This is a genomic window from Streptomyces sp. NPDC054834, assembly GCF_053611185.1.
The window spans coordinates 120,667-142,942 of the sequence record NZ_JBSGZV010000010.1; the positions used below are offsets into that span (position 1 = coordinate 120,667).

Consider the following 22,276-nt stretch of genomic DNA (forward strand, 5'->3'; position numbering starts at 1 on the left):
CGTACGCATGCGATCACCCGCCTTGCACATGAATCGAGCCAAACCCGTGAACAGCGGGTCAGCCGATATGAGGCGGTACGGACGTTTCGTACGGATGAACTGGACGTCTCGTATCGAAGTCGGGTCAGTTACACCCCCTCACGGCTCACCGGAACGCCTCGACGTTCCGCGCCGCCCACTCCGCGAAGGTGCGCGGGGCCCGCCCCAGGACCCGCTCCACATCCGGGCTGGCCTGCTGTTCCTCCGGCATGGGGGCGCCGAGCAGGGCCAGCGTGCCCGTCACCACCGGCAGCGGCATGAACGCGGCCATCTGCGCCTCGGCCTCCTCCCGCGTCTGCTCCACGAACCGGACCGGCTCGCCGAGCGTCGCCGCGAGGTCGGCCGCCCGCTCGCGCGGGCTCGTGGGCGCGGGGCCGGTGAGGGTGTAGGTCGCTCCGGCGTGGCCGGGGCCCTCCGCACGGAGGACCGCCGCGCCCACCGCCGCCACGTCGTCGGGGTCGACGAAGGGCAGGCCCACGTCACCGAAGGGCGCCGCGGCGGTGCGGTGCAGCCGTACCGGCTCGGCCCAGGCGAAGGCGTTCGACGCCAGGCCGCCGGAGCGCAGGATCGTCCACTCCAGGCCCGATTCCCGCACGGCCGCCTCGAAGCCGGCCGCGTGCCCGTACACCTGCGGGCGGGTGCCGGCCCCCTGGCTGGAGAGCAGCACCAGCCTGCGTACGCCCGCCGCCTTGGCCGCGCCCACGATGCCCTGCGGGTCCTCTCCCGCCACCAGCAGGAACACGGCCTCGGCGTCTTCGAGGGCGGGGCGCAGGCTCTCGGCCTCCCCCAGGTCGGCGGCCACCGCCCGCACCCCCGGCGGGACGTCCGCGTCGGTGATCCGGCGGGCCACCCCGGTCACCCGCTCTCCGGCCCCCGACAGCAGCCGCACCAAGGTCCGGCCGACGTTGCCCGTTGCACCCGTCACGACGATCATCTGATCCCCCAGCAAGTTAGTTAGCTGACTGACTTACTTCGACGAGGAGACCGTAGCACGGATCGCCGCCTAAAGTTAGTCGGGTGACTGACTCACAGAGTTCGGGACAGAATCCGAGAGTGAAGGCCGCCGGAGCCAAGCGGCGGCGGCTGATGGCCGCCGCGGCCGAGGTGGTACACCGGCAGGGCGTCGAGCGGACCACGATCGCCGACATCGCCCGCGCCGCCGACGTGCCGACCGGGAACGTCTACTACTACTTCAAGACCAAGGACGATCTCGTCGCGGCGGCACTCGCCGAGCACTCCCGCCAACTCGACTTCCTGGTCGACGAGTTGGAGCGAATCCCCGGCCCCCGCGAGCGCCTCATGGCGTTGGTGAGCGGCTGGGTGGAGCAGCGTGAGCTCGCGGCCCGCTTCGGCTGCCCGACCGGGACGCTGGCCGCGGAACTGGACAAGCGGGCGGAGGGCGGCCTCGACGCCGAGGCCGGAAAGGTCATGAGGCGGCTGCTCGACTGGGTGGCAGCGCAGTTCGGGGAACTGGGCCTGCCCGACCCGGACGGGCTCGCGCTGACGCTTGTGGGCGCCTACCAGGGCATGTCGCTGCTGGCCAACGCCCTGCGCGACCCGGAGATCATGACGAAGGAGGGAGCACGGCTGATCGACTGGCTGAGCTCCCTCCCCGGCGGAGAAGAGGACTAGCGGCTCACTTGCCGCAGTACTCCGCGTCGACCACCGCGTCGCTGTCGCCCGTCCAGTCCCCGTTGAAGTTGAACGCCAGCGCGTGGCGGCCGTCCGCCGTCGTGGACGCCCAGGACGAGGAGCCGTGGATGCCGCCGTCATGGCCCCAGACGTGCACACCGCAGGAGAGGGTGGTGTCCATGAGGCCGAGGCCGTAGCGGATGTCGGGGGCTTGTTCGATCTTCACGGTCGTTTTCATCTCCTTCAGCTGCCGCGGCAGGAGGAGGTTGCCGCGCAGGAGGGCGCGGTAGAAGCGGGTGAGGTCGGCGGAGTCGGAGATGATCTCGCCCGCGGAGGAGGCGATGGAGGGGTTGAGGCGGGTCACGTCGTACGTGGGGCCCGTCGCCGTCTGCGCCAGCTTGCCGTAGGCGTGGCTGCTCGGGTGCGGCACGGTGACCCGTGTACCGGGGACCGAGGTGCCCGTCAGCTTGAGCGGGTCGATGATGCGGTGGGTGATCTCCTGGGCGTACGAGTGGCCCGTGACGCTCTTGATCACCATGCCGGCGAGGACGTAGTTGGTGTTGGAGTACTTCCAGGAGGTGCCCGGCGCGAAGTCCGGCTTGTGGCGCATGGCGATGGCCACCAGCTGCCGCGCCGTGAGGGTGTCGTAGCGGTGCTTGAAGAAGCCGTCCTTGAGGAAGTAGGTGCGGCCGAAGTCCTCGTCGGCCGTGTAGTTGAAGATGCCGCTGGTGTGGTTGAGGAGCTGGCGGACGGTGATCGCGCGGCCGTCGTGACCGTTGCCGTACACCACGCCCGGCAGCCATTTCTCCACCTTGTCGTCCAGGGACAGGCGGCCCTCCGCCTCCAGCTGGAGCAGGACGGTGGAGACGAACGTCTTGGTGATGCTGCCGACGCGGTAGCGGTCGTCCGCCGAACGCGGGGCGCCCGTGCGGAGGTTGCCGGTCCCGGCCGTGGTGGACCAGGTGCCGTGGGCGTCCTTCGCCGTGAGGGTCACTCCGGGGACGCCGGCCTCGACCGCCGCATCGACCGCCTTGCGGGTGGCCGAGTGGCCGGTGGAGCGGTCGGTGGCCCCCGCGGCGGGAGCGGCCGCCAGGGCCGGTCCCGCCAGGGTCGCCGACAGGGCCAGGGCGGCCGCCGCTCCGGCCAGTACCTTGCGTGCACGCATGTCTTCCCCCATCAGTGCCGTCGAGCTCGGTCGCCGGGAGGGACACTACGCCGCGTGCGGAGGTTGACTCGGGGTGGGCCGGTTGGGTGAGTTTCAGCCCTTCTTCAGAACCAGCTCCGTGTTCCGGTCGGCCGGGTCGCCCGCGAGTGTCTTGTTGGCGCCGGGGGCGTTGTAGGAGAGCTCGCGGTAGAGGGCGGCGAGGCCGGTCTGGGAGAGGTCGGTGAAGTCCGTGCGGTGGGGGGCGGCGGACTCGACGAGCGTGGTGAACAGGGAGATGGTGCCGTCCTTGTTGTCCACCAGCTCGATGACGCGGGCGAGCTGGGGGAAGTCGACGTGGGAGGCGGTGGAGATCTCCCAGAACGAGCGGTTCCCCGAGGCCTTGTGCGGGGTGACGACGTTCCGGTGGATGTGGCCGTTCACCCAGGCGAGGACGTTCGCGTGGCGGGCCAGGACGGACACGACCTCGCCGCCGTTGTGGCGGCGCTCGGACGGACGGGCCGGGTCGGGGCGGGTGTTCGTCATCGTCTTGCTGGTGTGGTGGCTGAAGACGACGGCGTACGAGTCCTTGTTGTCGGTGAGGGTCTTGTCCAGCCAGTTCAGCTGGGCGGTGCCGATGGAGCCCTCGTAGTGGCCGCCCGGGTCGGTGGTGTCGAGGCTGATGCCGATCACGTCGTCGGAGATGCGGAAGGCGTAGTACTGGGTGCCCGCGTCCACGTTGGCCGAGGAGTAGCCGTGGCCGACCGGGCCGAGGCCCTGATAGGCCGGATCCAGGTGGGCCTTGAGGTAGTCGGCCGGGGTGTAGGGGGCGCGCTTCTCGTCGGGGGTGACCGAGCGCATGGACCGGGTGTGGGCCTTGAGGAAGTCCCGGTACTGCACGCCCTTGGGGTCCTTGGCGTTCTTGATGGCGTCCTGGAGCTTCTTGGCCTCGGCGGCGGACACGCTGAGCAGCTTCTTGCCGCCGATGGCCGCCTCGGCGAGGTAGGAGTCGCCGTGCGAGCCGTAGCAGCCCAGCGGCAGGGAGTCGTGGTTGCCGACGGTGGAGTACCAGGGCAGGTTGAGGCCGGGGCTGCGGGCCTCGCGGACGGCGGCGGCCAAGTAGCCCTTGAGGTGCGGGAAGCCGAGTGCCTTGTCGTTGTCGCGGAGGGTGGAGTCGGGCTGCCAGTACAGCTTCATACCGCTGTTCTGAGCGCCCTCGTAGTGCCTGGGGTCACCGGAGTTGGGGGTGATCCGGCCGCCGGACATCACCTTCATGAACCACTCCAGTTCGGAGTGGGCGTTGTTGTCGGTGTTGTCGCCGGTGGTCATGACGAAGTGGAGCGGGGCGCCGGTGACGGGGGCGCCCCGCAGGGCGTTGACCCGCTCGACGAGCGAGATGGCGCCCTGCACGGTCAGCGCCTCGTGCGGGCGCCAGGCGTGCGGGTCGGTGGAGCGCAGGAACTCCAGGCGCAGCGGGTGCTGGACGTCCATCAAGTGCAGGTCGGTGAACTGCACGAACGCCGCGAGGGCCGTACGGCGGTCCGCGCGCCCGGACTTGGGCGTGGCCAGGTCGCCCCTCACGACGCGTTTCCAGCCGGCGCCGTCGCCGAGACGGCGATAGCCGGAGCTGTTGCGCGGGGCGGCGACACTCGCGACCGTCGTTCCCTTGGTGTACGGGGCGAGCGGCGGGGCAGGCGCTTTCCGGGAGTTGGCGACCGGCGCCTGTCCGGACGTCGTGGTGGTGGCGGCCTGGCTGTCCGTCGGGCGCAGGGCGTATCCCACGCCCGCGGACAGCGTCACCGCCCCGGCGGTGGCCAGGACGGTACGGCGGTTGACCCCCAGCGCGGTGCTGGCGACAGAGCGTATGCGCGACATGGCGCGATCTCCCCGAGTGCGAACTGCGTCGGCAGTGGTCGCGGGCGGTCGCTTTGGCGAACATCCCGCTCACTGTGGATCGTTGGCACCGGGGATGACCTGCGCGTGAACGAGACGGCAACGCGCAGCGCCGATCACCGTACGTGGATCATGGTGTATCCGGCGTGGTCATGGAGCGGTCCGCGGGTGGCCGGAGGGCGGTCACTCCGCGTTCATCTGGCGGGGTAGGGGACAGGCCCCGGGGCCGTTACCCGGAGCCTTCCGCCCCGCCCGGGACACGGCCCGCCACCGGGCGTTCGCGCCACAGGCGCAGGGCTACGTCGACCAGGCGGACCCGGGTGAGGCCGGGTACCGCGTCCAGGTCCTGCCATGCGGCCAGGTCGGTGGAGCCGTTCACCTCGTTGCGCAGTTCGCCGCCGGTGACGCGGCCCTCGTAGATGATCCGGACGCCGTGGTGGTCGGTCAGGGGGCGCAGGGTCCCGCGGCGGAAGACGTGGCGGGAGGAGTCCACGCCCAGGAGGCCGGTCACCTCGATCCGGTAGCCGGTCTCCTCGGTCAGCTCACGGCGGACGGTGTCGTACGGGTCCTCGCCGTGCTCCATGCCGCCGCCGGGCAGGACCCATTCGGGCGTGCCGTCGGGGGCCGGTGAACGGGCGAGCAGGATCTGTCCGTCGCGGACGCACACGGCGTAGGCCGCCACCCTCAACTTTCGGCGCATGGATGGACGTTAGCCTGCCGGGTCCGGGTTGGCCGGTGAGTATTCCGGCGGTGACCAGCGCAGCGGCAGCGCGGACTCGGTCTCCACGGCCTCCGTGAGGGTGAAGCGGACCCGGCGTTCGCCGTCCGTGCCGTACTCGGTGCGCGCCTCGCCGGTGAGCTGGAGGGTGGTCCCCGTCGTCCAGTCCATCAGGAGCAGTCCGGCGCGGGGGTCGGTGAGGAGGTTGCCGAGGGTGAGGAACATGGAGTTGCCCGGATAGTCCCCCCAGGTCAGTTCCCGGGGTGACGCGAGGTGGACGAAGCCGGGGTTGCCGCCGCGGTGGCTGGTGTCGGCGCCGTGGGGGTGGACGGTGGCGAGGAAGAAGGTGTCGGCCGCCTCGATGAACCGTGCCTGGGCAGCCGACAGTTCGGCGGTCCGGCGGGGGGTGCCCGGGACTCGGTCGGGCACGGTCTCGTAGGTCTGCCTCTTCTGGAGGTACTTGGGGCAGTTGGAGAACACCTGGTCCGCCTCGACCGCGAAACCCCGTTCCGTGGGACGGAGGCGGCCGTTCAGGCGCATGCGGCGGCGGGTGCGGGGGTCCAGGGCGATGGTGCCGACGGGGGTGCCGGGCGTGGTGAGGGCCGTCGCGAGGGGGTCGGCCGGGGGTGGCCCTCCCGCGACGGACATCCGGTGCGGGCCCGTCGCCCGCACGAAGCCGGGGGTGCCCCACAGGGGCGTGGCCCAGACCCTGCCGGTCCCCGGGTCCGCCGCGCCCACGATCAGCAGCGGCTGGAGCTCCAGGAAGGCGGCGGCGACCGGTTTGATGCCGGTGCCCATGGCGCGGCCCACGTGGTCGGCGAGTTCACGGACGCCGACGCGGTCCTGCACGGCTCGGGAGCCTTGGTGGTAGACGGCCATGGCTAGAAGAAACCGCAGGTCGGCGCGGAGGTGTGCGGGGCGGGGGCGCCTTCGAGGCCGTGCGGCACGGAGATCTCCAGGCGGGTGCCGTCGGGGTCGTGGAAGAAGATGCCGCCCGAGGCCGCGCCTTCGCGGTGGGCGACCACGCCCTCGTAGGCGAAGTCGACGCCGTGGGCGCTCAGCGCCTGCTGGTACTGCTCGACCCGGGCGAAGGAGTCGGCGGTGAACGCGAGGTGGTGCAGGCCGGCCCGGGCGGGGTCGTACGGCCCCTCGGCCTGCTGCCAGATGGTGAGGACGGGACTGTCGCCGCCGTCGCCGAGGAACGCGTACCGCCGGTCGTCCTCCTTGCCCTCGGCGAGCAGCGTGAAGCCGAGGACGTCCCGGTAGAAGGCGAGCGAGCGGTCGAGGTCGGTGACGTTCAGGCCGGTGTGGCCGGTGCGCAAGGTCATGGTTGTTCCCCTCATTCGATATAACCTCTATGAAGATGTTAAGGGGTTAGAATCGTGCGCGTCAACCGGTCACGTACCCTTGAGTGGTTAGCGAAGAAGGAGTGCCGATGCCCGCCGCCGCCCTCGACCCCCGCCCCCTCACCGGTGAGCCGCTCGCGCTCGACCTGCTCAACACGCGGTGGAACCGGGAGGGCGTCACGCAGGACCTGCTCACCGGCACCGACGGGCTCGCGGTGTGGCTGGCGGGCAACGGGCTGGAGTACGAGCCCGACGCGCGTACGCTGCGGCACCTCCTCCAGGCCCGGGACGCCCTCAAGGCGGTCGTGGACGGGTCGCCGGAGGAGGGGGCGCCGCTCGTCGACGCCGTGCTGGAACACGGGCGGATCCGGGCCGGGCTCAGTGCGGAGGGGCCGACCGAGCGGGCCGAGTTCAAGGACGCCTCCTGGGGGCCCGCCTGGCTCGCCGCCCGGAACTACCTGGAACTGCTGACCACCGCGCCGGACCGGATCCGGACCTGCGCGCACGAGACGTGCGTCCTGCACTTCTTCGACACCTCACGCAACGGCACCCGCCGCTGGTGTTCGATGGCCGCGTGCGGCAACCGCGCGAAGGCGTCCCGCCACTACGCCCGCTCGAAGGAGAGCTGAGCCGCGGGGCGGGCGCCCTCAGGACGCCCGCCCCTTCGTCATTCGCAGGCGACGTCGCCGGACGCGGGCAACTCCTCGGTGATGGCGGCGCGCTCCCGGGCGATCCCGGCGGCATCGGTGATCCACAGGTCCGGGTTCGTGGCCTCCTTCTGGATCCCCGCGAGCACATGCTGCCCCGGCCGTGGGTCGGGGACGGCCGCCCGCTCCACCTGGAAGGTCACCTCGGCCTTGCCCTTCGCGGGGATGTAGGAGCGGGTCACGCGCAGGGTGACGCGGTCCTCGCCGGTGCCGTGGACCGGCTGGACCTTCGTGACGTCGCCCTCGACGAGCAGGCGGGCGCAGGTGAGGCGGGCGGGTCCCTGGGCGCTGCTGCCGGACGGCACCGACTTGTCGCTCGCGGAGCCGCCCGAGTTCTCGTCGGCGCCGTTGTTCGACGCGACGAGCCAGCCCAGGCCCAGCACGGCGGAGGCGACGGAGGCGGTGACGAGCGCGCCGAAGGAGAGGGTCCGCACGCCGGGGTGGCGGTACCAGCGCTCTCTGGGCGGGGCGGGTTCCGGTGCGGGGCGGGGGCGGGGCGCGGTACCGGCCAGCGTGTCGCCGATGATCCCCAACTGCTCCCGCAGCAGGGCCACATCGGCCGCGGCCGCCCGGTGTTCGGCCATGAAGGCAGCGTCTGCGCGGGCCTCGCCGGGCAGCGGCTCGTCGGCGAGCACGGCCAGCAGCGCGTCCAGCTCGTCGTTGCCGTCGTTGCCGTCGTAGCCGTCGTGTTGGGCGGTCACGTCACACCACCTCGTCCTCGTGCAGGCGGGCGCGCAAGGCGCGTACCGCCGAGTGCAGCCTGCTCTTGACCGTGCCCTCGGGGATGCCGAGTTCCTCGGCGATCCCGCGCACCGGCAGGTCGGCGTAGAAGCGCAGGACGAGGATCTGGCGCTGGGCGTCGGGCAGGTCGTCCAGGCCCCGGGCGACGGCGAGGGAGATCAGGCTGGTGTCCTCGCCGGAGGGGTGGTCGGCCTGCCGGAGCGCGGCCAGGCGCTCGCCGAGCCGTTCCTGGCGGCGCTTGGCGCGGTGCCAGTCCATGGCGAGGTTGGAGGCCACGACCGCCGCCCACGCGGACACGTCGCGCGGCGCCTCCTGCCCGCCCGCGGCCCGCTCCAGCAGCCGCAGGCGGACCTGCTGCACCCCGTCCGGCAGGTCCGCCTGCGGTACCCCGCCCAGCGCGAGCACCGCCCGCACCCGGCGTTCCTGTGCCGCGTCCAGCGGGTCGTCCCCTACGTGGTCCGCCCCCTGGCCGCGGCGGGCCTTTCTGCGCAGCACAGCCGCTCCTCCCCTCGCCGCGTTTCCCCTATGACGCCGGAGCGGTGGGAAACGTTCGGCCCGCCGCGGTCCCTTTTTCGGCCTCCCCTTTCACCGGTGCGGGCAGAGGCATACGTCACACCGCCGTGTGCGCGACGCGGTGACGGGCAGGGACCGGGCAGCACAGCTTGCGGCGGAGAGCGCCCGTCGGGGAAATTTCTCCAGCTCAGCGCGGTGCGGACGGCAGGACCGCAACCGGCCGCAGGGTGATCGCGTCCCATCCCTCGGGCACGCGCGCCAAAAGATTGGACACACTGGCCGGGGACGGCCGCATGATGGAAAGGCCCCCAGCCACGCAGGGGGCATCCGCCAGCCACGGAGAAGGAGTCGCAGTGAGGGTCGGAATCGTCGGAGCCACCGGTCAGGTCGGCACGGTCATGCGCAGGATCCTCGCGGAGCGTGACTTCCCCGTCACGGAGCTGCGGCTGTTCGCCTCGGCCCGCTCGGCCGGGACGGTGCTGGACGGCGTGACGGTGGAGGACGCGGCGACCGCCGACTACACCGGGCTCGACATCGTGCTCTTCTCCGCGGGCGGCGCCACCTCCAGGGCGCTGGCCGAGAAGGTCGCCTCCCAGGGCGCCGTGGTGATCGACAACTCCTCGGCGTGGCGCAAGGACCCCGAGGTGCCGCTGGTGGTGTCCGAGGTGAACCCGCACGCGGCCGTGAACCGGCCCAAGGGGATCATCGCCAACCCGAACTGCACGACCATGGCCGCCATGCCGGTGCTGAAGCCGCTGCACGAGGAGGCGGGCCTCGAGGCGCTGGTCGTCGCCACCTACCAGGCGGTGTCCGGCTCGGGCCTCGCGGGCGTGGCGGAGCTGCACGGACAGGCGCAGAAGGTGGTCGCGGACGCGGACAAGCTCACCCACGACGGTGAGGCGCTCGACTTCCCCGAGCCGCAGGTCTACAAGCGCCCCATCGCCTTCAACGTGCTGCCCCTGGCCGGCAACCTGGTCGACGACGGCCTGAACGAGACCGACGAGGAGCAGAAGCTCCGCAACGAGTCCCGCAAGATCCTGGAGATCCCCGCGCTGAAGGTCTCCGGCACCTGTGTGCGCGTCCCGGTCTTCTCCGGCCACTCCCTCCAGGTCAACGCCCGTTTCGCCCGCCCGATCAGCGTGGAGCGCGCGACCGAGCTGCTGGCCGGCGCCCCGGGCGTCGCCCTCACCGACATCCCGACCCCGCTCCAGGCGGCCGGCAAGGACGCGTCGTACGTCGGCCGCATCCGCGGTGACGAGACGGTGGAGAACGGCCTGGCCCTGTTCGTCTCCAACGACAACCTCCGCAAGGGCGCGGCCCTGAACGCCGTGCAGATCGCGGAGCTGGTGGCGGCGGAGCTGTCCTCCGCCAAGAAGGACGTGACACCCGAGTAGGACGCGTCACCCGAGCAGGACGTCTCGCCCAGGGGGCGGTCGCCTTCGGCCTCTGTGGCCGGGAAGGCGACCGCCCCCTCGGCGTGTACGTGACACGCTGACCGGCGTACCCGCCGAGCCGGTGCGGATCGCCGTGTGCCGGCGCAGCGCCCCCGGCGTGCCGGTGGTCGACGTCTCCGCCCTTGGTCCTGGCGGAGTACTGGTCCACCGCCCGCACCCGTCGCGCCCCGCTTGAGGTGGCGAACCCGACGCCCGGCGCGCCGGTGGTCCTGGAGTACGACCTCGTGCCGAACTCCCCCGTCGGCTGGTTCGAGGCGTACGAGAGCGACGCCGGCGGTGCCGAACGCCCGCCGCCGCTCCCGCCCGGCTCCGGGACCCGCGGCCGTGCCCTGCTCTTCGCAGACGGCAGGGCCGCGACCCGGATCGGTTCAAGGGGCTGGCCCGCTGGTCGCTGCGGCTGCTGCCGCTGTCCTCGGCGCGGGTCCTCGCCGACGGCATCGAGGGCCGGGGCACGGAGGTCCTGGCGCACCGGGGAGACCCCGTCCTGCTCACCCTCACCTCCCCGGCGCGCCGCGCCGGCTTCCACCAGGTGCAGGCGGGCCCCTCGACGCGCTGTCCCCGGCCGTGGTCCTGGCCCAGACGGGTGGCGAGGACGGCCGGGGCCCCGTCCAGGCCCACCCCGGAACGGTCACCTGGGTCACCGTCGGCACCCGCGACGGCCAGCCGTGGGCCCTGGGAGTGACAATCCACTACACCGGCCGTCCCGGCGACGCCCGCCTGGAGTGCGGCGAGGAAGCGGCCGGGGAGCCGGTCGACCTGTGGCTCCTCGACAAGAACCTGGCACCCGACCGCCGCCTCGCCTCCGGCCGCGGCCGTCACCCCCGTCGAACCGGGCCTGATCCAGGTACGCGGCCGCTCCCGCTGGACCCTGACCGTGGGCGGCTGACGGCGCGGACGAGGGCCCTCAGGGGCGGCGCACCTCGTACAGGAAGCACCCGTACTCCACCGCCCGCACATGGACGACGGCCACCGCGGGGTCGGTGAAGGCCTCCGCGAAGGCCGCGTCGAACCCCTCGGGGCCCGCGGGGTTCTCGACGAGCCGTCCGCCCAGGATGTGCCCGTCGGCGGAGTAGCGGCGGACCGTGCGGTGGGCGTTGGTGAAGGGGTGGCCGTCGCCGTCCGGGCCCGGGCATTCATCCGCGTGGATGAAGACCGGGCCCTGTTCGTCGTAGGCGCCCGGGACGGCGCCGTGCTCCGCGGCCCAGCGGCGCAGGGGCGCGTAGGAGACGAGCGCGATCCGCTCGCCGGGGGCGCTGTGGCGCAGGCAGCAGCGCAGCGGGGAGCCACCCTCCTCGTCGGTCAGGGCAACCGTTCGCCGTCCGGCGTCGTCAGCACCGCGGAGTTCCTTCAGGGCCCGCGGTTCGATGGGTCGTGCCGTGTAGGTCGTCATGGGCCCAGGCTGGCGCGATCCCGTGCCGGCCACCGGCGGGATCCGGACATCGCGTTCGGCGCGGGTCACGTGGAAGGATGGCGCAACCGACACATAACGAGGAGATGACCGCGTGCCTGGCACAAACCTGACTCGCGAAGAGGCGCAGCAGCGGGCGAAGCTGCTCACCGTTGACTCGTACGAGATCGATCTCGACCTCTCCGGCGCGCAGGAGGGCGGTACCTACCGGTCCGTGACCACGGTGCGCTTCGACGTGGCGGAGAACGGCGCCGAGTCGTTCATCGACCTGGTGGCCCCGGCCGTGCACGAGGTGACGCTCAACGGCGATCCCCTCGACCCCGCCGAGCTCTTCAAGGACTCGCGGATCGCCCTTCCCGGGCTGCTGGAGGGCCGCAACATCCTCCGCGTGGTCGCCGACTGCGCGTACACCAACACCGGCGAGGGCCTGCACCGCTTCGTCGACCCGGTCGACGACCAGGCCTATCTCTACACCCAGTTCGAGGTGCCGGACGCCCGCCGGGTCTTCGCCTCCTTCGAACAGCCCGACCTGAAGGCGACCTTCCAGTTCACCGTGACGGCGCCGACGGGCTGGACCGTGGTGTCCAACTCGCCGACGCCCGAGCCGAAGGACGACGTCTGGGTCTTCGAGCCGACCCCGCGGATCTCGACGTACATCACCGCGCTGATCGTCGGGCCGTACCACTCGGTGCACAGCGTGTACGAGAAGGACGGGCAGAGCGTGCCGCTCGGCATCTACTGCCGGCCCTCGCTCGCCGAGTTCCTCGACTCGGACGCGATCTTCGAGGTGACCCGGCAGGGCTTCGACTGGTTCCAGGAGAAGTTCGACTACGCGTACCCGTTCCAGAAGTACGACCAGCTCTTCGTGCCGGAGTTCAACGCGGGCGCGATGGAGAACGCGGGTGCCGTGACCATCCGCGACCAGTACGTCTTCCGGTCGAAGGTGACGGACGCGGCGTACGAGGTGCGCGCGGAGACCATCCTGCACGAGCTGGCCCACATGTGGTTCGGCGACCTGGTCACCATGGAGTGGTGGAACGACCTGTGGCTGAACGAGTCGTTCGCCACCTACACCTCCATCGCCTGCCAGGCCGCCGCGCCGGGCTCGAAGTGGCCGCACTCGTGGACCACCTTCGCCAACTCGATGAAGACCTGGGCGTACCGCCAGGACCAACTGCCGTCCACCCACCCGATCATGGCGGACATCCGCGACCTGGACGACGTGCTGGTCAACTTCGACGGCATCACCTACGCCAAGGGCGCCTCCGTCCTGAAGCAGCTGGTGGCGTACGTCGGCGAGGACGAGTTCTTCCGGGGCGTGCAGGCCTACTTCAAGCAGCACGCGTTCGGCAACACCCGTCTGTCCGACCTGCTCGGTGCCCTGGAGGAGACCTCCGGCCGGGATCTGAAGACCTGGTCGAAGAAGTGGCTGGAGACGGCCGGCATCAACGTCCTGCGGCCGGAGATCGGGACGGACGCCGAGGGTGTCATCACCTCCTTCGCCGTCCGCCAGGAGGCCCCGGCCCTGCCCGCCGGTGCGAAGGGCGAGCCGACACTGCGCCCGCACCGCATCGCCGTCGGCCTGTACGACCTGGATGCCGCGAGCGGCAAGCTGCTGCGCGGTGAGCGGGTGGAGCTGGACGTCGACGGCGAGCTGACGGCCGTACCGCAGCTGGTCGGCAAGCGCCGTCCGGCGGTGATCCTGCTCAACGACGACGACCTGTCGTACGCCAAGGTCCGGCTGGACGAGGAGTCGCTGAGGGTCGTCACCGAACACCTCGGCGACTTCCAGGAGTCCCTGCCGCGCGCCCTGTGCTGGGCGTCGGCGTGGGACATGACCCGGGACGCCGAGCTTCCCACCCGGGACTACCTCTCCCTCGTGCTGTCCGGCATCGCCAAGGAGTCGGACATCGGTGTCGTGCAGTCGCTCCAGCGGCAGGTGAAGCTGGCGATCGAGATGTACGCCGACCCGGCCGCCCGTGAGGCGCTGCTCACCCGCTGGACGGACGCCACGCTGGCCCACCTGCGGGCGGCGGAGCCGGGCAGCGACCACCAGCTGGCGTGGGCGCGGGCGTTCGCGGCGACGGCCCGTACGCCGGAGCAGCTGGATCTGCTGGAGGCGCTGCTGGAGGGCACCCAGACGGTCGAGGGCCTGGCCGTCGACACCGAGCTGCGGTGGGCGTTCGTGGAGCGGCTCGCGGCGGTCGGCCGGTTCGACGAGGCGGAGATCGCGGGCGAGTACGAGCGGGACAGGACGGCTGCCGGTGAGCGGCACGCGGCGACCGCGCGGGCGGCCCGGCCGACGGTGGAGGCCAAGGAGGAGGCCTGGGCGTCGGTCATCGAGTCGGACAAGCTGCCGAACGCCGTGCAGGAGGCCGTCATCGCCGGCTTCGTGCAGACCGGCCAGCGGGAGCTGCTGGCGGCGTACACGGAGCCGTACTTCGAGGTCCTGAAGGACATCTGGGACTCCCGTTCGCACGAGATCGCCCAGCAGATCGTGATCGGTCTCTACCCGACGGTCCAGGTCTCGCAGGACACCCTCGCCAGGACGGACGCCTGGCTGGCCTCCGCCGAGCCGGGCGCGGCCCTGCGCCGGCTGGTCTCGGAGTCCCGTGCGGGCATCGAGCGCGCGCTGAGGGCACAGGCGGCGGACGCGGCCGCGGCCGGCTAGTCCTTCGCGACACGTACGCCCACGGGGCGCCCGGCAGCACGCCGGGCGCCCCTTTCCGTCACCCGGCGCGTGAGCGGCGCGGCGGGCGGCGCCGTCTGGCAGAGCAGACGGCCGGGGGCGTAGCTCACCCCACGTGGGCGGTGAGGGCCGCCTCGATCGCCGCCGTGCCGGCCGCGTCGGCCGCCCAGGCCACGTATCCGTCGGGGCGGACCAGCACGGTCGTACGGCGGTCGCTCGCCCAGCGCGCCACGACCAGCCGGTCCGCGCGCCCGGGCCCGTCCTCGTACGCCTCCGGGGTGATCAGCACGAACCGGCCGCCGCGCAGCGCCTCGTAGAGGCGGCTCCCGCCGGACAGGCGGACGTCCGGGACACGGGTGCCGGTGAGGCGGTGGGCGCCCTTCGGCGCGCCGTAGTCGTAGCCGATGCCGGTGACCTGGGCGGCGACCTTGCGGCGGGCCGGGCCGACCGCGTCGAGGAACGTGGTGAGGGCGGCCCGCAGCGCCAGCTCCCAGGGACGCTTGGCCATGGCGAGGCGGACGATGCCGCCGCTGCTGCGCAGCACGGACCTGCCGACGGGGTGGCGCTCGGCCTGATAGGTGTCGAGCAGGGCCTCGGGGGCGTGGCCGTGCACGACCTGGGCGAGCTTCCAGCCGAGGTTGGCCGCGTCCTGGAGGCCGGTGTTCATGCCCTGCCCGCCGGCCGGGGTGTGCACATGGGCGGCGTCGCCGGCCAGGAAGACCCGGCCGACCCGGTAGGCGGGCGCCTGGCGTTCGTCGCTGTGGAAGCGGGACATCCAGCGGGCGTCGTGCATCCCGAAGTCGTGGCCGAGGGCGAGCCGGGTGATCTCCTTGACCTCCGCCAGCTCCAGGGGCTCGTGGTCCGGGACGTCGCGGCCTCGGTGCCAGCCGATCACGCGGTAGTAGCCGTCGCCGAAGGGGGCGATGAAGGCGAAGGCGTCGCCGACGGCGTTGACGGTGAGCAGGCTCTCCGGCTTCTCGGCGAGCAGCACGTCGGCGAGGACGACGGAGCGGATCACCGACTTGCCGGGGAACGGCAGCCCGATCGCGTCCCGCACGGCGCTGCGCATGCCGTCGGCGCCGACGGCATAGGCGGCCCGCAGTGTCCCGGCGCCGCCGTCCGGGCCGCGGACCTCGACGGTGACGCCGTCCGCGTCCTGTGTCAGGCCGGTCAGCTCGGTCTCGTACCGGAAGTCGACGCCCGCCTCGGCCGCGCGTCGCTCCAGCACCTTCTCGACCTCGTACTGCGGGAGGACGAGCAGGTGGTTGAAGCGGGACGGGAGGGCGCCGAGGTCGACGGTGAGGCGGCCGAAGAGGCGGAGCCGGTCGAGCGGGCGGCCGACCCCCTCCAGGTCGTCGGCGAGGCCGCGGGCGTCGAGCTGCTCGAGGGCGCGGGCGTGCAGGACGAAGGCGCGGGAGAGGTTGCTGATCCGGTGCGGGCGCTTCTCCACGAGGGTGACGGGGACGCCGGCGGCGGCGAGGTCGCCGGCGAGGAGGAGGCCGGTGGGCCCGGAGCCCACGACGATGACGCGGTGGGCGGTGCGGGTGGTGCCAGTCGTGCCGTTCATGAGGGCCTCCTGGGGCGCGGTCGCCTATTCGTCAACAACCGTTGGCCAACGCCTGTTGGTCAACGCCTGTTGGCAAGCCTAGGGCCGCGGCGGCAACAGGTCAACACTTGTTGGCCTACGACCGTTGACCTAACCTCTTGGGCATGAACGCCAGCACAGGCTCCCGCCGCTCCGAAGCCACCCGCAACGCGATCCTCGCCGCCGCCCGGGAGCGTTTCGCCACCGACGGATACGAGCGGGCCACCATCCGCGCGATCGCCGGGGACGCGCACATCGATCCGTCGATGGTGATGCGGTACTACGGCAACAAGGAAGGTCTGTTCGCGGCGGCCGTGGCGATCGACCTGCGGCTGCCGGACCTGGACAAACTGCCGCACGAGGAGATCGGGCGGGCGCTCGTGACGCACTTCCTCGGGCTGTGGGAGGACAACGAGGAGCTGACCGCCGTACTGCGGGTCGGCCTCACCAACCAGGCCGGGGCCGAGCGCATGCGGGGCATCTTCCGGGACCAACTGCTGCCCGCGGCCCGGCAGGCCTGCCCGGACCCCGATCAGGCCCCGGTGCGGGCCGCCCTGTGCGCCTCGCAGCTGCTGGGGCTCGCGCTCACCCGTCATGTGCTGCGCTTCGGGCCGGCCGCGGACCTCACCCTCGAGGAGATCGTGGGATGGCTCGCGCCGACCGTCCAGCGCTATCTGACGGCGCCCGGTCCCGCCTGAACCGGGGCGCCGGGAAACACGCCGAGGGCGCCGGCGTCACCGGCGCCCTCGGCGGGAGTCGCGAAGGTCAGGCCTTGGCCTGGACCTTGGTGTTGATGTTGGAGCTGGTGTCGTCCGCCTTCTTGTGGGACTTGTCCAGCACCATGACCAGGCCGGTGATGACCGCGAAGATCACGATGGGCAGCACGACGTAGAGGCCCAGCGTCGCGCCAAGACCCAGCGGCTGGCCGGGATCGTCACCGTCGTCGCGGGTCAGCGCGAGCGCGGGGGACGACATGAGCAGCATCATCAGCGTCGTACCGGCGGCCAGGGCGCCGGCGCGCAGGGCGTTCTTCTTGTCCACGTTGCCAAAGTATCGAACGCCGGAATGAGCCGCGCGCCCGGGGTGGCCTATGCACCCCACGGCTCAGCCCTCCCCCAGCACGGCGAGCAGCGCCCGCAACCTCGGCGACCCCGTCAGCTCCTCCAGCGTCACCGGGCGTCCCGCCGCGTCGGCGATCGGCAGTCGCCAGTTCGGATACTGGTCCCAGGTGCCGGGGAGGTTCTGCGGGCGGCGGTCGCCGATGCCGTCCGGGAGCCAGACGCCGATCATGCGGGCCGGGGTGCGCAGCAGGAAGCGGTGGACGGCCTGGATCTCGGCCTCCTCCCCCGCGGCAGCCGCGGACTCCTCCCCCAGTGAGGCCGCGGAGCCGAGCAGACCGAGCCGGTCGAGGACGGCCAGCCACTCCCGGGCGTCGGCGGCCGCCTCCGCGCGCTCCTCGGCCAGGGGGCGGGTGAGCAGGCCGAGGGAGTCGCGGAGTTCGACGTGCTCGCCGGTGAGGCGGGCGGCGGTGGGCGGCAGGTCGTGGGTGGTGGCGGTGGCCAGGCAGTCGGCGCGCCAGCTCTCCGGCGGCAGCGGACGGCCGTCGCCCTCCCAGTCCCGTTCGAACCACAGCACCGACGTGCCGAGCACCCCGCGCCGCTGGAGCGTCTCGCGCACCCCGGGCTCCACCGTGCCCAGGTCCTCGCCGATGACCACGGCCCCCGCCCGCGAGGCCTCCAGCGCCAACAGGGCGAGCATGGCCTCGGCGTCGTACCGGACGTACGTGCCCTCCGTCGGCGGACCGCCCTGCGGCACCCACCACAGCCGGAACAGACCCATGACGTGGTCGATGCGCAGGGCACCCGCGTAGCGGAACAGGGCACGCAGCAGGCGGCGGTAGGGGGCGTGGCCGGAGGCGGCCAGGCGGTCGGGGCGCCAGGGCGGCAGGCCCCAGTCCTGGCCACGGGCGTTGAAGGCGTCGGGCGGGGCGCCGACGGACATGCCGGCGGCGAAGTGGTCCTGCTGCGCCCAGGCGTCGGCGCCGCCGGGGTGCACACCGACGGCGAGGTCGTGGACGATGCCGACCGGCATGCCCGCCTCGCGGGCGGCGCGCTGGGCGGCGATGAGCTGCTCGTCGGTGAGCCAGGCGAGCCAGGAGTGGAAGTCGACGCGGTCGGCGAGGCCGGCGCGGGCGCGGGCGGTCTCGGGCGAGCGCGGATCGCGCAGCCCGGCGGGCCAGGCCTGCCAGTCGGAGCCGTGCACCTCGGCGAGGGCGTACCAGGTGGCGTGGTCCTCGAGGGCCCGGCCCTGTCCGGCACGGAAGGCGGCGTAGGCGGCCTGCCGTCCCGGCCCGAGCGGGACCCGGCGCACGCTCTCCAGCGCCTCCCGCTTCACCTCCCACACCGCGTCACGGTCGATCAGCGCGCCCTTGCCGAGCACGCCGGCGCGGAGCCGGGCGGCCCGCTCCAGGACGGCCTGGAGGTGCTCGCGGTCCTCGGCGTAGGCGTACTCCGGGACGTCCTCGACCCGCAGGTGGACCGGGTCGGGGAAGCGGCGGGAGGAGGGCCGGTAGGGCGAGGGGTCGGTGGGGGCGCCCGGTACGGCCGCGTGCAGCGGGTTGACCTGCACGAATCCGGCGCCCGCCGTGCGCCCGGCCCAGGCGGCCAGCTCGGCGAGGTCACCGAGGTCGCCCATGCCCCAGGAGCGGGAGGAGAGCAGGGAGTAGAGCTGGACGAGGAGCCCGTAGGAGCGTCCGGTGCGTGTGGGCAGCCGGGGCGGCGCGACGATCAGGTGTGCCTCGGCCGTGCGCCCGTCGGGGGCGGTGGCGGTCACGCGGTGGACGCCCGGCGGGAGCCCCTCGGCGGCGGCCCGGGTCTCGCCCTGCTCGGTCTCGACGCTCAGCCGGGTACCTGCGGGCAGGGCGGCGAGGGCGGCCGGACCGGCTCCGGCGTCGGTCCAGTGGACCAGGGTCGGCGGCAGCAGGCGCTCGCGCAGCTCGCGTTCCCGGCCGGCGAGGGCTTCACGAGTGGCCTCGGGGGTGGAGGCGTCGACGCCGAGGGCGGCCAGGACGGCGACGACGGCATCGGCGGAGGCCGCGACCGTGCGGTCCGGGGACGGGCTGTAGGAGGTGGCGACGCCATGCAGCTCCGCGAGCCGGGACAGCTCCTCGTCGAGGGGTTCGGCCATCTACAGCGCCGGGCCGTAGGAGTCCGGGATCGGGTCGGACTCGCTGGTCAGCGGGGCGGTGTCGGAGAGCGGCGGTTCACTTGTCAGGGGCTCGGCGTCGGGCAGCGGCGGCTCGCTCGTCAGCGGCGCCTCGACGTAGCTGCCCTCGGCGCTGAAGACGCAACCGTGCGGGTCCTGGGGCTCGGCGGGCGACTCCGCCGCGGGTTTGAAGAGGGCGGGCAGCGGGGGGTGTGTCAGTGCGGCCACGGGGGACTCCTTGAGGTTGCGATCGGTACGGCGGTAGGTGCGGGATATCGCAGGCCTACCCAGTGGACGCGACGGCAGACGTGCGACCGGGAAGTACGTGATGAATACCGCATGCCGTTCGGCCGTCCCTTGTGTCGCGCTGAGGTGGCGCTCTCGCACCGTCCGTTCCCGCGACGACTATTCACTCAGTACATGTAGCTAGTGCATACTGATCTCCATGAGCACCCGGCACATCCTTCTGGGGCTGCTCGCGGCGGGGCCGAGCCATGGCTACGACCTCAAGCGACGCCACGACGAACGGTTCCCACAGGCCCGGCCACTGGCTTACGGGCAGGTCTACACCACATTGCAGCGCCTCGTCCGTGACGGTCTCGCGGAGATCGACGGCACGGACGCGGACGGCGGACCGGAGCGGACCCTGTACCGCTCGACGGACGCCGGTTCGCACGAACTGACCCGGTGGGCGGCCGAGATCGCCCCGCCGGCACCGTTCGTGACGAACGAGATCTTCGCCAAGGTCGTCGTGTCGATCCTCGCGGGCGGCGAACCGGCCGCCTACCTGGGCGCCCAGCGTGCCGCCCACATGGAGCGGATGCGGGAGCTGACGGTCCTCAAGACCGCCGTGAACTCCGATCTGGCGACCGTGCTCTCGGCGGACTACGCCCTCAACCACCTCGACGCCGACCTCCGCTGGATGAACACCACGGCGGCCCGGCTGATCACTCTGACCGCGGAGGTCGACGCAGCATGAACAGCAAGGGGGACCCCTCGGTGCCGCTTCTCGCGGGCCGGGACCTCGTCAAGGCGCACGGCAGGACCCAGGCGCTGCGCGGCGCCTCGGTCGAACTGCACGCCGGCGAGATCCTCGCCGTCACCGGGGCCAGCGGCAGCGGCAAGTCCACGCTGCTGCACTGCCTCGCGGGCATCGCCCGCCCGGACCAGGGCTCGGTGGCGTACGACGGGCAGCGGCTCGACCGGATGCCGGAAGGACGGCTGAGCGAGCTGCGCCGCTCCGACTTCGGCGTGGTCTTCCAGTTCGGGCAGTTGATCCCGGAGCTGACCGCCGTGGACAACGTGGCGCTGCCGCTGATGCTGGCCGGAACCGCTCGCGCCGAGGCGCGGGAGCGGGCGGGCGAGTGGCTCGAGCGGTTCGGGGTGCGCGGGCAGGAGGAGCTGCGGCCGGGCGAGCTGAGCGGTGGCCAGGCGCAGCGGGTCGCCCTGGCCCGGGCGCTGGTGACCGGCCCGAGGGTGGTCTTCGCGGACGAGCCGACGGGGGCGCTGGACTCGCTGGCGAGCGAGCAGGTGATGACGGCGCTGGTGCACACGGCCCGCGAGTCCGGCACGGCGGTGCTGCTGATCACGCACGACGCGCAGGTCGCGGCGTACGCCGACCGCGAGGTGCGGATGGGTGACGGGACTCTGGCGCCGGCGGGGGTGGCCGCGTGATCGCCGCAGACGTCCGTCTCGCCGTGCAGCTGACCCGGGGTTCCGACCGGCGTGAGTGGTGGCGGGTCGCGCTCACCGCGGTGGGGGCGGCGCCGGCGACGGGGCTCTCCCTGGCCGCCGTCACCCTGGCCTCGGTCCGGGGGTATCGCAACGTGTCCGTCGGCAGCGGACTGCTGGACAACCCCGGCGAGCGCTCAGGGGTGATCGTCTGCCTGCTGCTCCTGCTGGTGCCGGTGCTGGGCTTCCTCGGGCAGTGCGCCCGGATCGGCGCCGTGCACCGCGACCGGCGGCTGGCCGGGCTGCGGCTGGCGGGCGCCACCCCGGCCCAGGTGCGCCGGATCGCCGCGGTGGAGACCGGGCTCGCCTGTCTGCTGGGCTCGCTCCTGGCCACCGCCGTCGCGGTCCCGGTCCTGCTGGGCCTGTGGGCCGACCCGACCGCCGTGACCTGGGCCGGCCTCGTGCTGGTCGCCCTCGGTGTGCCGGTGCTGGGCGCGGCGACGAGCGCGCTGGCGCTGCGCCGGGTGGTGGCCTCGCCGCTCGGGTGGGTGCGCCGGGTGCGGCCGAGCAGCGGCCGGGGGCCGGGACTGGTGTTCACGGGCGCGGTGGTGGTCGTCCTGCTGCCGGCGCTCTGGGCCGTCGCGAACACGTCCAGTACCGACCGCGGCCAGCTGCCGCTGACGGTGTTCGGCCTGGTCGTGGTGGTAGGCGCGGGCACGGTGTGGCTCGCCGGTGGCACGGCCGGGCTGACCGGGCGGCTGCTGGCGGTCCGGGCCCGCTCGGCGGCGACGCTGATCTCGGCGGAGCGGCTGCGCGACGACCCGTGGGCGGCGGCCCGTACACACGCGGCGGTGCTGCTCGTCACGATCGTCGGCACCGGCTTCGTCGGCGTCCGCCAGGTACTCCTCGCCGATCTGCACGCCATGGACCGCGAAGGCCACCTGGGCATGAGCATGCCCTTCTACACGACGGGCATCGACCTGACGGCCGCCGCGATCCTCGTCGCCCTCGCGATCACCCTCTCCGGGCTCGCCGTCGGCACCGCCGAGTCCCTGGCGAACCGCCGCCGCGGCCTGGCCGCGCAGGTCGCCGCCGGGGTGCCGCGGGCCGTGCTCGGCCGGGCGCTGCTCCTGGAGACGGCGCTGCCGCTGGCCCCCGCCGTCGCGCTGGCGGGCGCGGGCGGCATGGCGATCGGCATCTGGTACGCCTCGGTCGCCGGCGACCACGTCGCACCGGCCGTGCCGTGGGTGGCGCTGCTGGTCCCGGTCGTGGTGTACGCGTGCTGCCTGCTGGCGGCGGCCACCTCGCTGCCCATGCTGCGCCGCTCGGCGCACCCGGCGGAGCTGCGCTACGCGTGACCGCCGGGTGAGTGTCCGGCCCCGGGGGCACGGGGGACCCCCGGGACCGCACCACGCGCGCGCTGCGGGACACGCGAAGGCGCAGGTTGCCGCCGGAGTGCCGCGGGCCTTGCTCGGCCGGGCGCTGCGCCTGGAGACGGCGGCCGCTGGTCCCGGTCGGGGGGCGCGTACTGCCCG

General features: G+C 72.9%; 21 protein-coding genes. 8 read left to right on the forward strand and 13 right to left on the reverse strand.

Annotation, left to right across the window (positions count from 1 at the left end; translation table 11 throughout):
* Positions 1-145: 145 nt before the first annotated feature.
* On the reverse strand, positions 146-973 hold the full coding sequence (locus ACWGJM_RS16350) for an SDR family oxidoreductase (RefSeq protein ID WP_453412343.1): 828 nt from the start codon (positions 971-973) through the stop codon (positions 146-148).
* A gap of 83 nt (positions 974-1,056) precedes the next feature.
* Here ACWGJM_RS16350 and ACWGJM_RS16355 point away from each other — a divergent pair, with 83 nt between their 5' ends.
* Positions 1,057-1,671: a TetR/AcrR family transcriptional regulator gene (locus tag ACWGJM_RS16355; RefSeq protein WP_453412344.1), complete on the forward strand. Its 615-nt coding sequence runs from the start codon at positions 1,057-1,059 to the stop codon at positions 1,669-1,671.
* A gap of 4 nt (positions 1,672-1,675) precedes the next feature.
* Here ACWGJM_RS16355 and ACWGJM_RS16360 read toward each other — a convergent pair whose 3' ends face one another.
* The 5 genes from ACWGJM_RS16360 to ACWGJM_RS16380 form a co-directional block, all read right to left on the reverse strand.
* Entirely contained in the window at positions 1,676-2,836 is a 1,161-nt protein-coding gene (locus ACWGJM_RS16360) for a serine hydrolase domain-containing protein (protein ID WP_453412345.1), read from the reverse strand.
* 93 nt (positions 2,837-2,929) lie between these two features.
* Positions 2,930-4,687, reverse strand: a complete 1,758-nt coding sequence (locus ACWGJM_RS16365) for a TIGR03767 family metallophosphoesterase (RefSeq protein ID WP_453412346.1) — start codon at positions 4,685-4,687, stop codon at positions 2,930-2,932.
* 247 nt (positions 4,688-4,934) lie between these two features.
* Positions 4,935-5,405, reverse strand: coding sequence for an NUDIX hydrolase (locus tag ACWGJM_RS16370; RefSeq protein WP_453412347.1), 471 nt, complete (start codon positions 5,403-5,405; stop codon positions 4,935-4,937).
* A 9-nt stretch (positions 5,406-5,414) separates the two neighbouring features.
* Positions 5,415-6,302, reverse strand: coding sequence for a pyridoxamine 5'-phosphate oxidase family protein (locus tag ACWGJM_RS16375; RefSeq protein ID WP_453412348.1), 888 nt, complete (start codon positions 6,300-6,302; stop codon positions 5,415-5,417).
* Positions 6,303-6,304: 2 nt separating this feature from the next.
* Positions 6,305-6,751, reverse strand: a complete 447-nt coding sequence (locus tag ACWGJM_RS16380; protein WP_453412349.1) for a VOC family protein — start codon at positions 6,749-6,751, stop codon at positions 6,305-6,307.
* A 107-nt stretch (positions 6,752-6,858) separates the two neighbouring features.
* Here ACWGJM_RS16380 and ACWGJM_RS16385 point away from each other — a divergent pair, with 107 nt between their 5' ends.
* A complete protein-coding gene (locus ACWGJM_RS16385) occupies positions 6,859-7,398 on the forward strand; it encodes a CGNR zinc finger domain-containing protein (RefSeq protein ID WP_453412350.1) in 540 nt (179 codons plus the stop codon).
* A gap of 38 nt (positions 7,399-7,436) precedes the next feature.
* On the opposite strand, the gene ACWGJM_RS16390 is transcribed toward ACWGJM_RS16385, so the two are convergent.
* On the reverse strand, positions 7,437-8,177 hold the full coding sequence (locus ACWGJM_RS16390; protein WP_453412351.1) for a hypothetical protein: 741 nt from the start codon (positions 8,175-8,177) through the stop codon (positions 7,437-7,439).
* 1 nt (position 8,178) lies between these two features.
* Entirely contained in the window at positions 8,179-8,712 is a 534-nt protein-coding gene (locus ACWGJM_RS16395; protein ID WP_453412352.1) for an RNA polymerase sigma factor, read from the reverse strand.
* A 371-nt stretch (positions 8,713-9,083) separates the two neighbouring features.
* Here ACWGJM_RS16395 and ACWGJM_RS16400 point away from each other — a divergent pair, with 371 nt between their 5' ends.
* Positions 9,084-10,124: an aspartate-semialdehyde dehydrogenase gene (locus ACWGJM_RS16400; RefSeq protein ID WP_453412353.1), complete on the forward strand. Its 1,041-nt coding sequence runs from the start codon at positions 9,084-9,086 to the stop codon at positions 10,122-10,124.
* Between the two features lie 964 nt (positions 10,125-11,088).
* On the opposite strand, the gene ACWGJM_RS16405 is transcribed toward ACWGJM_RS16400, so the two are convergent.
* Positions 11,089-11,574 carry a DUF1203 domain-containing protein gene (locus ACWGJM_RS16405; RefSeq protein WP_453412354.1) on the reverse strand — a complete coding sequence of 162 codons (486 nt, stop codon included), beginning with the start codon at positions 11,572-11,574 and terminating at the stop codon, positions 11,089-11,091.
* Between the two features lie 112 nt (positions 11,575-11,686).
* Here ACWGJM_RS16405 and pepN point away from each other — a divergent pair, with 112 nt between their 5' ends.
* Entirely contained in the window at positions 11,687-14,263 is a 2,577-nt protein-coding gene (gene pepN, locus ACWGJM_RS16410; RefSeq protein WP_453412355.1) for an aminopeptidase N, read from the forward strand.
* Between the two features lie 124 nt (positions 14,264-14,387).
* Here the strand turns inward: pepN and ACWGJM_RS16415 are convergent, their stop codons facing one another.
* Complete coding sequence (locus ACWGJM_RS16415) at positions 14,388-15,848, reverse strand: FAD-dependent monooxygenase (RefSeq protein WP_453412356.1); 1,461 nt, start codon at positions 15,846-15,848, stop codon at positions 14,388-14,390.
* Positions 15,849-15,991: 143 nt separating this feature from the next.
* Between ACWGJM_RS16415 and ACWGJM_RS16420 the strand changes: the two genes are divergently transcribed.
* Positions 15,992-16,564, forward strand: coding sequence for a TetR/AcrR family transcriptional regulator (locus ACWGJM_RS16420; RefSeq protein WP_453412357.1), 573 nt, complete (start codon positions 15,992-15,994; stop codon positions 16,562-16,564).
* A gap of 67 nt (positions 16,565-16,631) precedes the next feature.
* Here the strand turns inward: ACWGJM_RS16420 and ACWGJM_RS16425 are convergent, their stop codons facing one another.
* The 3 genes from ACWGJM_RS16425 to ACWGJM_RS16435 all read right to left on the reverse strand — a co-directional run bounded on the left by ACWGJM_RS16425 (position 16,632) and on the right by ACWGJM_RS16435 (position 19,298).
* On the reverse strand, positions 16,632-16,907 hold the full coding sequence (locus tag ACWGJM_RS16425; protein ID WP_453412358.1) for a hypothetical protein: 276 nt from the start codon (positions 16,905-16,907) through the stop codon (positions 16,632-16,634).
* Positions 16,908-16,970: 63 nt separating this feature from the next.
* Positions 16,971-19,052, reverse strand: a complete 2,082-nt coding sequence (gene malQ, locus ACWGJM_RS16430) for a 4-alpha-glucanotransferase (protein WP_453412359.1) — start codon at positions 19,050-19,052, stop codon at positions 16,971-16,973.
* A complete protein-coding gene (locus ACWGJM_RS16435) occupies positions 19,053-19,298 on the reverse strand; it encodes a hypothetical protein (protein ID WP_453412360.1) in 246 nt (81 codons plus the stop codon). It lies immediately after the preceding gene.
* A 217-nt stretch (positions 19,299-19,515) separates the two neighbouring features.
* Here ACWGJM_RS16435 and ACWGJM_RS16440 point away from each other — a divergent pair, with 217 nt between their 5' ends.
* The 3 genes from ACWGJM_RS16440 to ACWGJM_RS16450 are packed head-to-tail and all read left to right on the forward strand — an operon-like array spanning position 19,516 to position 22,099.
* Complete coding sequence (locus ACWGJM_RS16440) at positions 19,516-20,049, forward strand: PadR family transcriptional regulator (RefSeq protein ID WP_453412361.1); 534 nt, start codon at positions 19,516-19,518, stop codon at positions 20,047-20,049.
* Positions 20,046-20,744: an ABC transporter ATP-binding protein gene (locus tag ACWGJM_RS16445; protein WP_453412362.1), complete on the forward strand. Its 699-nt coding sequence runs from the start codon at positions 20,046-20,048 to the stop codon at positions 20,742-20,744. The genes ACWGJM_RS16440 and ACWGJM_RS16445 overlap by 4 nt, the downstream gene beginning before the upstream one ends.
* Positions 20,744-22,099, forward strand: a complete 1,356-nt coding sequence (locus ACWGJM_RS16450; RefSeq protein WP_453412460.1) for an ABC transporter permease — start codon at positions 20,744-20,746, stop codon at positions 22,097-22,099. Before ACWGJM_RS16445 ends, ACWGJM_RS16450 begins: the two co-directional genes overlap by 1 nt.
* The last annotated feature ends 177 nt before the right edge of the window (positions 22,100-22,276 follow it).